The sequence below is a fragment of the Acidovorax sp. 69 genome (assembly GCF_002797445.1).
GTDB lineage: Bacteria > Pseudomonadota > Gammaproteobacteria > Burkholderiales > Burkholderiaceae_C > Acidovorax.
The window spans coordinates 261,707-274,248 of sequence record NZ_PGEP01000001.1 but is presented as its reverse complement, the minus strand read 5'-3'; the positions used below and the strand labels follow the sequence as shown (position 1 = coordinate 274,248).

The 12,542-nt window shown below is 62.2% G+C and carries 13 protein-coding genes and 1 pseudogene; 5 read left to right on the top strand and 9 right to left on the bottom strand.

Annotation, left to right across the window (positions count from 1 at the left end; genetic code table 11):
* Positions 1-106 precede the first annotated feature (106 nt).
* A complete protein-coding gene (locus tag CLU85_RS01255) occupies positions 107-1,171 on the top strand; it encodes a pirin family protein (RefSeq protein ID WP_100408698.1) in 1,065 nt (354 codons plus the stop codon).
* A 133-nt stretch (positions 1,172-1,304) separates the two neighbouring features.
* Here the strand turns inward: CLU85_RS01255 and CLU85_RS01250 are convergent, their stop codons facing one another.
* From CLU85_RS01250 to CLU85_RS01240, 3 genes are all read right to left on the bottom strand, one after another.
* Positions 1,305-2,984 (bottom strand): DUF2779 domain-containing protein, encoded by a 1,680-nt coding sequence (locus CLU85_RS01250; RefSeq protein ID WP_157803899.1) that lies wholly within the window; start codon positions 2,982-2,984, stop codon positions 1,305-1,307.
* A gap of 113 nt (positions 2,985-3,097) precedes the next feature.
* The gene (locus tag CLU85_RS01245) at positions 3,098-3,301 is read right to left on the bottom strand and encodes a hypothetical protein (RefSeq protein WP_100408696.1); all 204 of its coding nucleotides are present in this window, start codon (positions 3,299-3,301) and stop codon (positions 3,098-3,100) included.
* A gap of 27 nt (positions 3,302-3,328) precedes the next feature.
* The gene (locus tag CLU85_RS01240; protein WP_157803898.1) at positions 3,329-4,723 is read right to left on the bottom strand and encodes a PD-(D/E)XK nuclease family protein; all 1,395 of its coding nucleotides are present in this window, start codon (positions 4,721-4,723) and stop codon (positions 3,329-3,331) included.
* Between the two features lie 522 nt (positions 4,724-5,245).
* Here CLU85_RS01240 and CLU85_RS01235 point away from each other — a divergent pair.
* The gene (locus CLU85_RS01235; protein ID WP_100408694.1) at positions 5,246-5,719 is read left to right on the top strand and encodes a peptidylprolyl isomerase; all 474 of its coding nucleotides are present in this window, start codon (positions 5,246-5,248) and stop codon (positions 5,717-5,719) included.
* Here the strand turns inward: CLU85_RS01235 and CLU85_RS01230 are convergent.
* The 3 genes and pseudogenes from CLU85_RS01230 to CLU85_RS01220 form a co-directional block, all read right to left on the bottom strand.
* A pseudogene (locus CLU85_RS01230) lies at positions 5,710-6,010 on the bottom strand (hypothetical protein); the annotation flags it as partial. The gene CLU85_RS01235 and the pseudogene CLU85_RS01230 overlap by 10 nt on opposite strands.
* 53 nt (positions 6,011-6,063) lie before the next feature.
* Positions 6,064-6,405 carry a hypothetical protein gene (locus CLU85_RS01225; protein ID WP_100408693.1) on the bottom strand — a complete coding sequence of 114 codons (342 nt, stop codon included), beginning with the start codon at positions 6,403-6,405 and terminating at the stop codon, positions 6,064-6,066.
* A gap of 86 nt (positions 6,406-6,491) precedes the next feature.
* Positions 6,492-7,430, bottom strand: a complete 939-nt coding sequence (locus CLU85_RS01220; RefSeq protein ID WP_100408692.1) for a LysR family transcriptional regulator — start codon at positions 7,428-7,430, stop codon at positions 6,492-6,494.
* 114 nt (positions 7,431-7,544) lie between these two features.
* On the opposite strand from CLU85_RS01220, the gene CLU85_RS01215 reads away from it, so the two are divergent.
* Both CLU85_RS01215 and CLU85_RS01210 read left to right on the top strand, forming a co-directional pair.
* On the top strand, positions 7,545-8,186 hold the full coding sequence (locus CLU85_RS01215) for a glutathione S-transferase family protein (protein ID WP_100408691.1): 642 nt from the start codon (positions 7,545-7,547) through the stop codon (positions 8,184-8,186).
* Complete coding sequence (locus tag CLU85_RS01210) at positions 8,183-9,178, top strand: pyridoxamine 5'-phosphate oxidase family protein (RefSeq protein WP_100408690.1); 996 nt, start codon at positions 8,183-8,185, stop codon at positions 9,176-9,178. The genes CLU85_RS01215 and CLU85_RS01210 overlap by 4 nt, the downstream gene beginning before the upstream one ends.
* Here the strand turns inward: CLU85_RS01210 and CLU85_RS01205 are convergent, their stop codons facing one another.
* Both CLU85_RS01205 and CLU85_RS01200 read right to left on the bottom strand, forming a co-directional pair.
* The gene (locus tag CLU85_RS01205) at positions 9,179-10,024 is read right to left on the bottom strand and encodes a class III extradiol dioxygenase family protein (protein ID WP_100408689.1); all 846 of its coding nucleotides are present in this window, start codon (positions 10,022-10,024) and stop codon (positions 9,179-9,181) included.
* Positions 10,025-10,038: 14 nt separating this feature from the next.
* Complete coding sequence (locus tag CLU85_RS01200) at positions 10,039-10,386, bottom strand: protocatechuate 4,5-dioxygenase subunit alpha (protein ID WP_100408688.1); 348 nt, start codon at positions 10,384-10,386, stop codon at positions 10,039-10,041.
* A gap of 75 nt (positions 10,387-10,461) precedes the next feature.
* Here CLU85_RS01200 and CLU85_RS01195 point away from each other — a divergent pair, with 75 nt between their 5' ends.
* Complete coding sequence (locus tag CLU85_RS01195; RefSeq protein ID WP_100412311.1) at positions 10,462-11,394, top strand: LysR family transcriptional regulator; 933 nt, start codon at positions 10,462-10,464, stop codon at positions 11,392-11,394.
* Between the two features lie 34 nt (positions 11,395-11,428).
* Here the strand turns inward: CLU85_RS01195 and CLU85_RS01190 are convergent, their stop codons facing one another.
* A complete protein-coding gene (locus CLU85_RS01190) occupies positions 11,429-12,307 on the bottom strand; it encodes a gamma-glutamyl-gamma-aminobutyrate hydrolase family protein (RefSeq protein ID WP_100408687.1) in 879 nt (292 codons plus the stop codon).
* Positions 12,308-12,542 lie beyond the last annotated feature (235 nt).

The following is a 12,542-nucleotide window of genomic DNA, read 5'->3' as shown; positions in this document are numbered from 1 at the left end:
GTGCATCGCACTGTCCCATCTGAGGCCCTTCTTTTGCGGCACCATGGACCCCATATTTCAATGGCATGCCACCCGGTTGGGGTGGCGCCCATCCAAGGAGTCCCTGATGCCGTCCTCCCCCACCGCTACCACCTTGATGCCCATCGTGCGGGCCCAGTTGCTGGGCCCGCAATGGCCCACACTGGACCCCTTTTTGTTCTGTGCCCACCATGACGATGCCTACCCGGCCGGCAATGCGGCGTTCGGCCCTGCCGTGCCTGTGGAAGACCGCCAGATCGGCAGCGACTTCAGTCGCAAGGACGGCTGGAGCATGTACCACGGCGAGACCGTGCCGGGCTTCCCAGGCCACCCGCACCGTGGCTTTGAAACCGTCACGCTGGTACGCAAAGGCCTTATCGACCATTCCGACTCGCTGGGTGCTGCCGCGCGCTTTGGCGGCGGCGATGTGCAGTGGGTCACGGCTGGCAAGGGCATCGTGCATTCCGAGATGTTCCCGCTGCTCAATGCCACCGAGCCCAACCCGCTGGAGCTGTTCCAGATCTGGCTCAACCTGCCCGCGAAAAACAAGATGGTCGAGCCCCACTTCACCATGCTGTGGAACGAGCGCATTCCGCGCCTGGTGCACCACGACGCCGCCGGCTGCGCCACCACGGTGACGGTGGTGGCGGGCGCGCTGCCCGGCGCGCCCGAGCCGCTGTCGCCGCCCCCCGAATCCTGGGCCTCCCAGCCCGAAGGCGATGTGGCCATCTGGACACTGCGCCTGGAGCCGGGCGCCGAGTGGACGCTGCCTGCGGCAAGGGGCTCCGACACACAGCGCATGCTGTACTTCTTTGTGGGTGACAGCCTGCGCGTGGGCCCGCAGGACGTAGACCGCCACGCCGCACTGGAAGTGCGCGCCGGGGACGACTGCGTGCTGACCAACACCGGCGCCACTGCGGCGGAATGCCTGGTTCTTCAGGGTCGGCCCATTGGCGAGCCCGTGGCGCAATATGGCCCCTTCGTGATGAACACCCAGGCCGAGATCATGCAGGCCATGAACGACTACCGCCGCACCCAGTTCGGCGGCTGGCCCTGGCCGGAACAGGACCCCGTGCATGGCACTGCGGCGCGGCGCTTTGCGCGGTATCCGGGGCAGGCCGAGGAAGAGATTCCCGCTGGCACGGGAGCTTGAGCGCGTAAGGGGCTGTCTCTGGCGAACCCCCATCGACTCCAGGTCACGCACCAAACGCGCACTCAACGCCTGTTCGAGGGCGCCGTGCGACGCGCGGTTCTGATGCTGAATTGGTCGCCGCTCGCAGCTCCACTCATCGTTGCTTTTGCCGCTCAACAAGGGATGACAGGACCCCAGCTGCTGTCAGCTCTTGAACCAGCGCTTGGGTTCTTACATACCCGCTTCTCAGCTTTCTTTGTAGCCATGACACCGCATCAGGAATCACTCTGTTGTCTGCGCTGCGGCAGCGTTCGCGCAGAAGTTCTGCTGCTTCCTGGAGCGGCGGGTCCAGAGGAGCGTCCTCTCGCAGTGCGTGAAAGAAGGGCGCGCCGCCATTGCCGATGGCTGGCAGGAAGTACCGCCAAGAGGTTGTCTCACTCAAAAAATGCGCGAGCCGCACCATCGCCAGTGTGTCGAGCTTGCAGTACTCGCGCAGCCCTTCGGTCAGTAGCTGCCGTCGCGCGTCGGTGGTTTCGGGATGCACAATTTCGGCATACGCAGTCTGCGCGGCTGTGCCGTTACTCACGGCGATCTGCCCGTAGTCCAGATCGGGGGCGACGGTGGGCAGCACCGCCTTGATAGACCAAGACCCGCGCATGTTGGGGTGGTAGTAGCTCTCCCGGGTGAGCGGAAGCAGATCGATAACTCTGTCGTTGATGGCTTCCAACTGTGCCGCCAGATCCGGGTACAGGGCAGCCAGTTCGGCAATGCGGCTTTTTTCAAACCCTTGGAAGTACACCAGTACCGGGCCCTTGTCGCCCACCACTTCCACCAAGCTCTGCGCGAACTGGCGGCGTGGGTCATTGCCTGTCACGTCGAGGAACATGGCGTGCCGCAGTTCTCCTGATTCCTCTTCGATGTGGCAAGACCACTGAAACGGCACCTGCGTGCGGTGGGGACTCGTATTCGCCCAGCGTGGCACGGCCAGTTTGATGGTCTCGAAATCTAGGTAGTAGCGTGGGTAGGGCAGGCCTCCCAACACCCGGGCAGCAGCGTCTGACAGCCACATCTGACCGGTGCGGCTGCACTCTTGTACCCGCAGTTGCGTTTCGTTGAGATGATCCTGGGGCACCAGCAAAGCGTCGAAAACACCTTGTGCTCGCAGCTCGTTTTTGAGGGCAGATCGCATGCGTGGAAACACGTCTAGCGTGTAGTCGGGCTCTGGCATTTCCTCTGTGGCCGCCACGCCGCAGTGCGACTTGAAAGGGCATTCGACAGGATCGTCACATTGCGCGCCGGTGGCCGTTGCAGGCTCAGTCCCTTGCAATACCAGGCGTGCCTGATCAATCCAATGGGCAACGCTTTCCATCATGGGCTCAATGTCTGCATCCAACGGAGCATGGTGCAAGAGCCCTTGATAGTCGCCGTTCCCTTGGTAAACGAAGGCGGTGTCGATATGGGCCAGTTCGACGGTACTCAGCGAAACGCCGCTTTGCCGGAGCACCCAGGCTTGCAAGGCGCAGTCGTCCCAATGGCTGGGCTTGACGCTGGCGGAAGACTTTACCTCGACCATCCGGTAGCCCGTTGGCGTGGGCAGCAAGAGATCGGCCCGCACCAGGACGTTGTCGTGCTGGAAAGTCGCTTCGTAAAGGGGGCGGTCCGGGAATTGCCGCATGGTGCTGTGCGTGGCGTCCAGCGCAGACTGCAAATCGGTTTCACCGTCAATGAGAACGCCGTTCGGAAACAGCGAGCGAGCGACCTCTGCGACTTCATAGCCAATTTGGTGTCCGCGCTCTACTTCCTCAGACACTTCTAGGAGATCAGGCCGGTGCACTTGCAGCCACAGCTTGCGCGGGCACTGCCGCCAGGCAGCGATGCGGGACTTGGAGAGGCCAGGAGGTTTCATCGTTATGGAGCAAGTAGGTGCTGAGGGGAGTGTTTGCCGTGCTACAGCGTCCGTTTGAGCGAGCCCGTTCGTATTTCGTACACACGCACCTTGCCGTCACCGCAGGTCACTGCCGCCAGATCGCCGGTGATGTTGACGGACTTGGCTCCCTTGTAGTTTGCACAGCCCAAGGTGCGCTTAGTGCTGTTGGTGCGGATCTCAACGATCTTCACGTTGGTGCCTTCGATTTTTGCGGCGTAGGTCATAGGGTTTGGGTTGGTTGAATGCAGGATTCAGCGGCTGGAAATGCTGTTGACAGACGGATTCAATAAGGCCTGCACCCGTTCTTGGAAGGGGTTGAAGATGGCCCAAACCTCCTCCGCCAAGCGCTGGGCAAGAGGGTGATCTACATCACGGTTGTCTTCGTGGAGCTGAAGAAGATTTTGGGCTGTCGCGTTTAGCAGAGGGCTTGCCTCTGGGGCGTTTTTGAAAAGCGCTTTCGTGCAGAGCCACCAGTCTTTGTCTGTCCAGCCCCCCGTTTGCTGCACCATCTCGTCTTGCAGTACTACGTCTTCACAGATTTGCCGTCTGTGGGCGTTTAGCCACCCCACGTTAATCCATCCTTTGAATTGGTTCTCAACCACGCATCGGTAATTTTTGCCAAACGCGCCGTCTGCCCCAATGCCGTAGATGCATTCGTTGCCTGGCTCAAGGCTGGCGATCCATGGTTTCTGGTGGAGGTTTGCCCCTTGCAGTTCTTGATTCAACAAGTCCACTACATGGAGAGAAAAGTTCTTCAGGATGGATTTTTTCTTTTCTTCCAACTGCTCTGCAAGGGTGAACGCAGCTTCAAGCTGAGCAGGGTCATCCAGCAGGTTTTGAATATCGCTATTGGGCTTGGTCATAGTCGCGTTTCCTGTTGCGATGCTTCGGCACAGATGGGTGTACTGGGATACTGATTGAAGCAGAGAAATTGCGGAGGGCGGGCACCCGGCACCCCCTCTCTCAAGCACTTGCGCTAAGTGTGCGTAGGACATGCACACAACGGAATCTCCGGCCGCAGACGTCGCACCCGCTCTGCCATCAGGGGTGAGAAAAATGAGTGCCGTCTGCTCAGCAGAACGTCCGGGGCGTGATCGCAGCCACTGCCAGTACCTGCTCAGCTGCCTGTCTTGCTCGCCTGCGTAGACCTTGTTTTCGATGGCGACGGTGGTGCCACCCGGCAGTTCGATCACCAGGTCAACACGCCCGTATCCCCCTGTGTCCAGCTCCGTGGTGACTTTGGCTTTAGCGCGATGCAAGGCACCACCCAGATAGGCATCTATTGATACGCGAACAGCCGATGAAAGATCGATCTGCAGCGCTACCCACTGCAGTAGGGCACGCAAGAACACATCGTTTTGGTCGTGCTCGCCACTCGGGTTGAAGAGGTAGCCGATGAAGCGGGAATGGTAGTTTTCTTTATGGGCAACGCCCAGTGCTTCAAAGATGTTGTGGCGCGCACTGGTCAGCTGCCTTTGAACCTTTTCCGTCAGCACCAGATCATGCACAAGAGGATGCTGCAGCAGCTCGCGCGCTCTGCGGGTTTCTCGGGCTTGCTGGCGTCCTTGCAGCGCCAAGACTTCACTCAGAAGGTCCCGCACTGGATGGAACTGTGGGCTGTTGCTCGCTGGCAGGTCGGGATTCAAAGGGGGCATCGTTGCGGGCGCTCTGTTCTTGCTGAGGTGTCATGCCGCTTGCAGGCATGTCGGAGCGATTGCGCGATCGCCTCCCGCAAAGCATCTGTTCCAGGACATCAATTCTTGGCCCAGCTGCTGACGGACTTTCCCGAGCCGCTCTTGGGTAGCCATTTGAGCAGTTCGCATCGTATTTCGGGACGTTTGGGTAGGCATGACGTAACGTTTTGATACGTCGCACTATAGCCATGCGCTGCGACGAAATACGTCGCAGCGTTTCCGAGCTATTCCTGCGTGCGCAGGTCGGGGAAAATGCGCATTGCGGATGCAGCCTAAGAACTAACAGCGATTCCTTTGCCAGGCTCTTCTGCCGACACCGGTGGCCCCCAACGGCCTTGCAAACGCGGAAACTTATAGTCCCGGTTGGGTGCCTGCAAAGCCCCAGAGGCCATGTCGTAGACAATGCCCACTTTCTTTCGCTGGTGCGTGGCCCTGCGCTGCTCACCCCAGTAACTGAGCCCAAGCGCATACCTCATGACCACCATCACCAAAGACTCCGCCGTCACCATCACCTACAAAGTCACCACGCCCGAAGGCAAGCCGCTGGACGGTGGCAGCCTGTCGTACCTGCACGGCGGTTATGAAAACATCTTCCCCAAGGTCGAAGCAGCCCTCGGAGGCCAGACCGTTGGCTTCAGCACCGCGCTGGACCTGGCCGTGGAAGACGCCTTTGGCGCCCGCGACGAAGGCCTGGTGCGCACCATCCCCAAGAGCGAGTTCCCCCCGGGCGTGAAGGTGGGTGGCCAGTTGCAGGGTGTGGGCAGCGACGGCCAGCCCGCCGTGTTCAACGTGGTCAAGATCAAAGGACCAGAAGTGCACCTGGACGGCAACCACCCGCTGGCGGGCCAGGCCCTGAAGTTCAGCTGCAAGGTCACGGATGTGCGTGCGGCAAGCGCTGAAGAAATTGCACACCGCCATGTGCATGGTGCACACGGGCATCAGCACTGAGCGCACACACCGCCAGGCGCACGCAGCGGCGCAGGTAACAAGGCTCTGATGAACTCAGAGAGTTTCCAGCACCGCCGCCTCTTGTGCCAGCCGCCGATACACGGCGTAGCCAGCGTGTAGCGGCCACTGTCCCGCTGCAACAACGTAGCCTCCTTGCCGGAGACGCGGGCACCTGTGGCATCCAGCGGGTGGCCGATGGCGAGACCCATCCCCATCCCGATGGACCGTGCATTCGTGCAGGCCCAACGCGCGGATGCAGGCAATGGCCTGTGAGCCAAACGCTTTGTTGATCCAACAAAAAAGCCCGCAACGCGGGCTTTTTTTGGCGCAGAAATCTTCAGAGATTATTTGGCGGCTTCGGGCTTGGCGGCGTCCATTTTCTTTTCTGCCGCTGGCTTGGACTTCTTGGCCTTGTGTGCCTTTTTCTCCACCTTCTTTTCTGCCGGTGCAGATGCCGTGGCGGCAGGCATTGCTACGGCAGGTTTGACCTCGGCTTTGGCGGCAGGCGCTGCGGGCATGGCTGCCGTGGCGGGTGCCGCTGGCGTTGCAGGCATGGCCGTTGTCGCAGGGGCTGCAGGTACCGCAGATTTCGCAGGCGTCGCTGGCGTCGCGGGGGTAGCAGGTGCCTGGGCAAAGGATGCGGTAGCGAAGAAACCAGCGAGCAGGACAGCGATGAGCTTGTTCATGAGAAATCCTTTCAGATCGGATAAACCGCCCGACAAAACGCCGGACTTGTACCTACAACGGCACGCCGACAGGCGGCGATGACAGGTCAGAAAGTTTGTGGCAACAAGGTGTTACCGCGCCCCAGACCGCGACCGTTCAGTACCGGCTCCTTCGCCAGCCGCTCGCGCGCAAACTCCACAAAGGCGCGCACCTTGGCGGGCGCCTTCCGCCCAGCGGGGTAGACGATGTGCACAGGCACCGGCGGCAATTCGTGTTCGGTCAGCACGATGCGCAGCCGTCCTGCGCGCAATCCTGCTGCGGCCTGGTAGGCCAGACACCGCGTCAAGCCCAAGCCTGCCTCTGCCGCCGCAATGTCCACCTCATTGCTATTGCTGATCCAGGCGAACTGCGGGTGGCCTGTGGCGCCATCACGAAACTTCCAGGGAGCAGCCGTTCGCGCGTCGAACGAAAAACCGATGGCTCGGTGCGAACTCAGTTCTGCCGGATGCTGCGGCCTGCCGTACTGCGCCAGATAGGCGGGCGACGCCACCACAAGGCGGCGCAACGCACCCACTTGCAACGCGGTGAGGCCGGAATCTGGCAGGTGCGCGATGCGGATGGCAACGTCCATGCTTTCGTCCAGCAGATGCACCAGGCGGTTCACAAACAGTGTGCGCACTTGCACGCGCGGCTGCGCCCGCAAAAAGCCCTGCACCAACGGTGCCACATGCTGAATGCCAAACATCTGCGGCGCGGTGATGGACAGCAGGCCTTGGGCCTCCGCCTGCGCGCCGCTGGCGGCTTGTTCTGCCTCATGCAGGTCGTTGAGGATGGGGCGGCAATCGAGCAAAAACCGCTCGCCCGCTTCGGTCAGTCGCACCATGCGGGTACTGCGCTGAAACAGCAGCACACCGAGCCGCGTCTCCAGCGCTGCGATAGCGCGTGTGACAGCGGTGGCAGAGCACCCAAGCTGCCGACCCGCCACGGCAAAGCCGCCCGCGTCGGCCACAGTCACAAAACAACGCAGGGTGTCGAGGTGGTCCATGGGGTGACTATTTCAATTTTCGCAATTTTGAAAGTTGAACTATGGCTATTCACTTCAGATATCGCAATAGATATCGTCAAGGCTTCTTTCACCCTTCAGACAAGGACCCTCGCCATGCTGCCCACATCCCCCCTCCAGCTATATCGCATGCCTATCTCGGGGCACTGCCATCGGGTTGAACTGCTGCTGTCGATGATGGGTCTGCCGTACGAGCGGATACCGGTCAACCTGCTGGAGGGCGAAAACCGGCACGCGGATTTTCTGGCGCTCAACCCGCTGGGCCAGGTGCCCGTGCTGGTGGATTCAAACCTCGTACTGAGCGACAGCAACGGCATCCTGGTCTATCTGGTGCAACGTTACGCACCAGACAGCGCATGGATGCCGCAGGATCCCGAAAGCCTGGCCCGGTTGCAGCGCTGGTTCAGCCTGGCAGCGGGCTTGCTCGCGCAAGGTGTTGCGGCGCCGCGTTTTGCAGCCCTGTGTGGTCAACCGGTGAGCGAAGCCGCACAGGCCACCGGCAGGCGCCTGCTGGCGTTCATGGAGCAGGAGCTTCAGGGACGCGCCTGGTTGCTGGGGGGCACGCTACCGAGCCTGGCCGATATCACGATGGTCAGCTACATCTCGCAGGCCCACATTGCGGGGCTGCCCCTGGAGGTTTACCCCCGCGTTGCGGCCTGGGTGGCACGCATGCAGGCGTTGCCTGGCTACTTGCCGCTGGCCGACCGGTTGCCCAATGCAGCGCAGGTGACGCAATGACACCCGCAACGCCCATTGAAGACCCCGTGGCGGATGTCTTCCACCCGGGTGAACAGGCGATGCAGGCGCGGGTGGGCATGCGTGAACGCATGGCCGCCATGGGCGCGGTGGTGATGCGCGACCACATGCCTGACCAGCACCGCGAACTGTTCGAGAAGTTGCCGACCTTGCTGCTGGGGGCACTGGATGCACAAGGCCAGCCGTGGGCCACACAGCTTGCAGGCCCCCCTGGCTTTGCCCATACACCGGATGCCCGGCACATGCAGATCGCCACGGCCCCCGACGCCGCTGATCCAGTGCTGTCGCAATTGGCGCCCGGTGATGCGGTGGGCGTGCTCGGCTTAGAGCCCCACACGCGGCGGCGCAATCGCATGAATGGCCGGGTGACGAGCTTTGGTGATCAGTGCCTGTCCGTACAGGTGACGCAGAGCTTTGGCAATTGCCCCAAGTACATCCAGGCACGCCAGCCGGGCCTGCGCCCCGCGCCAAGACCCCCAGGCCCACCCCAGTGGCTGGGCGCTGACCTGGATGCCGCCGCGATAGCGCGGGTGCGACAGTCCGACACACTGTTTATAGCCAGTGCCTCGGCGCCGCGGCCCGGTGCTGCGCGCGGCGAAGGGGTGGATGTGTCGCACCGTGGTGGCGAACCCGGGTTTGTGCAGGCCCTGCAGACCGACCACGGCGTGGTGCTGAGCTTGCCGGACTACCCGGGCAACCAATTCTTCAACACCCTGGGCAATCTGACGCAGCACCCGATGGCCGGGTTGCTGGTCGTGGACTATGAAGAAGGCGGCTTGCTCCATATAGCGGCCCGCGCCGAAGTGCTGTGGGGCGCCACAGCCTGCGCACCCTGGCCCGGCGCGCAGCGTGTGCTGCAGCTCACGGTGCAGCGGGCCGTGTGGCGGCCCCAGGTGCTGCCGTGGCGTTGGACGCCACCGGTCGCTGCTCCGCAGTTCCGGGCAATGCGCGCGCAGGGCCCTGCCTCTGTGTGACTACACCGTTTCCAAAGCCATTACCGCCGTGGCCGTATTCGAGATAGGGATGTGGTAGTTGCTGTGCACGCGGCGCACACCCGCACTGGCGGTGGACAGCGCGCCGCGCATGGCCAGCCACATCAGCAGCTCCACGCCCTGGGTGCCGGTTTTTTCCACCAGCTCGTGCACGCTGAACTGCGTCGCCCACTCGGGGTTGCTGGTCAGGCTCTCGATGAACTGCAGGTCAAACGCCTTGTTGATGAAGCCCGCGCGCTCGCCATCGAGCTGGTGGCTCAGGCCCCCCGAGGCAATCACCGCCACCTTCTTGCTGCTGTCCCAGCTCTGGATCGCCTGACCCACGGCCTTGCCCAGCGCGTAGCAGCGCTTGGCCGATGGCAGTGGAAACTGCACGGTGTTGATGCACACCGGCACCACCGTCACGGGGCAATCACCCTCGGGCCAAAACAGCTTGAGCGGCAGCGTGCAGGCATGGTCTACCAACATCTCCTGGCAGGTGGTCACGTCAAACTCCTGGACGACCAGCGTATTGATGAGGTGCCACGACAGGTCTACCTCGCCCTGGAACGGTGGCAGCGTCGGGATGCCCCAGCCTTCATCCGCGTTGTGATACTGCGCCGCCGCGCCCACAGCGAAGGTCGGCATCTTGTCGAGGAAGAAGTTCAGGCCATGGTCGTTGTAAAACATCACGACCACGTCGGGCCGCTTCTCGCCCAGCCACTGCCGGATGGGTGGAAAGCCGTCGAAAAAAGGCTTCCAGTAGGGCTCGTTCTGCAGCCCTTTGTGGATGGCGTTGCCAATGGCCGGGATGTGCGAGGTGCCGAGGCCGCCGATGAGTTGTGCCATGTGTGTCTCCCTTTCTATTGTCCAGCGGCCACCAACATGGCCTTGAATGCGTCCTTGGTCATGCCGGTCTGCTGCGCACCGATGTCCTGCATGTCCAGCTTGAAGATGCCCGCGAACTTGGCCAGGTAGTAGGCGTTGCCGCCCGCCGCAATGAGCTGCAGCACGTTCTTCGCGCGGATGGCGGCGGCCTGCTGTTCGTTCAGCCCGTACTTGCGCATGTAGCCCTCTTCGTCGGCCAGGAAGGCCTCTCGGTTGGCTGCAACGTTGAACGAAAAGCACATCTTGTTCAGCGCATAGCCCTTGCGGGCCTGGTCGCCGTCGAACGGTGTGGTACCGGGGATGGGGGGCAAGGCGGTGGTCACGGTGTCTCCAAGGCTTGATGTAAGTCAGGTCGCAGTGTCGCGACACCATTGCCAAAGATGAAGGGGGCACAGATCATCGAATGCATGAGCAAAATCGATGGGTCTGATCTGGACGGGCGCCTCATGCATTTGCTGCTGGCGGTGCTGGAGACCGGAAGCATCACTGCTGCCGCCGAGCGCCTGGGCGTCACGCAGTCGGCCGTGAGCCACCTGCTTGACAAACTGCGCACCATCACGGGCGACCCGCTGTTCGTCAAGCGTGGGCGCGGCATTGTGCCCACGGCGCGCGCAGAAGGCCTGGCCACCCCGGCGCGCGAGCTGTTGCGCCAGATGCAGCAATTTGCGCAAGGGCCTGTCTTCAACCCCGCCACGTGGAGCGCCCACCTGACCATCGCGGCCAACGATTTTCAGCGCGACCTTTTGCTGCCCGCGCTGGCAGCGCGCCTGCGTGATGCGGCTCCCAACGTCACCTTGCGCATCGTGCCCAGCGGCGCACCCAGTGCCGAGCTGTTGCGTTCGGACGCCTGCCAAATGGTCATCAGCCCGCGCCCACCAGATGGCACCGACATCGTGCAAAAGCGCTTGTTTGAAGACCAATACCGGGTGTTTTACGACCCCACCGTGCGCAATGCTCCCACCTCAGAAGCGGACTATCTGGCGGCCAACCACGCCACTGTGGCCTACGAAGCGCACCGGGGTCTGGACCTGGACCGGCAGCTTGAAGCCCGCGGCGTGCACCGGCGCTTTGTGATCCATGTGCCAGGTTTTTCCGCACTGCCCGCGTTTGTGTGTGGCACGCCGCTGCTCATCACGGCACCATCGCTGCTGGGGCGCACTGCGCTGGCTGCGTTGGCCAGTTCGCCGGTGCCGGTGGCCTGCCCCGGCCTGCCCATGTACCTTATCTGGCATACACGCTACCAGCAGGACGCCGCGCACCGCTGGCTGCGGGAACAGCTGGAGTCTGTGGTCGGCTGGGCTTTGGCGGGAGTGAACACCCAGGGCCACTGAGGCGCACGGGCGACTTCGGCGCCCATACGTACCCTTACGTCCGCTGCCTCGACAATGCGTGCCGCAACAGCCGCGTAGCCCTCCCTCGCAGGGAGGACGACGCCGCATGTTGCACAGACCTGGGGTTCGCTTTGGCTTGCTCACATGCGGCCAGAAAGTCGCTCAAAATGGCCGTGTCATCCAGCGTGTCCGAGCCGACTTTGTGAAACTCAGGGTGCCATTGCGTGGCAGCAATATAGCCCCGCCCAGGCGCTGGTTGCAGGCGGATGGCTTCTGGAACTCCGTCCGGTTCACTCAGGGCCTCAACCACAAAATCCGGCGCCACCCGCTTGATGCCCTGGTGGTGGATGCTGTTGACCCGTGCGCGCAGCTGTTTCGGGTACAGCGTCGCCAGATGGGTGTCGGGCACGATGTGAATGTCGTGGAAATGCTGGTCGTAGGTCGTGGCATTCCGATGCTCCTGCGCGCCGGGGTGCTGGGTCTGCAGGTCTTGGTACAGCGCCCCACCAAAGGCCACATTGATCAGCTGAAGGCCCCGGCACACGCCAAAAATGGGCTTTCCGACCTGGGCAAATGCTTTCACGACGGCCAGGTCGTAAAGGTCGCGCACACGGTCTCCAACCCACTCCTCGCGCAGGGGTTCTTCCCCGTAGTTGCCCGGCCAGACATCAGCACCGCCGTGCATGACGATGCCGTCCAGCCACTCGGCATAGTGATCAAGCGTCACGTCGCCACGGGCTGTCTCCCCGGTAGGGCAAGGCACCATCACCACCATAGCCCCTGCCGACATGAGCCAGTGGGCAATGGACTGTTCGACGTACTGCAGGGTTTTACCGGTGAACAGCGGACGGGAGGTGTCGGCGTGCTGGAAGCAGGCAGACAGACCAATCTTGAGGCGGGGGGCGGAGGGCATATTTTTGAAAACTCCAGGCAACACACGCAGAGTGTGTGATCAATGCAATCTTTGAACCGCTCAGGCTCTGAACGTTGTCAATTTGTAGCACTACGCCCGCACGGCGTCTGTAGGAAAGGGCCGTGCGGGGTTTCTGTGGCGGCTACGCGGTGCGACCAAATGTGGCTTTCTTCATGAAATGCACTGTTCGGGCCGGTGCCAGCCAGCGCATTTTCGGCGCCTGCTCGCGATAATT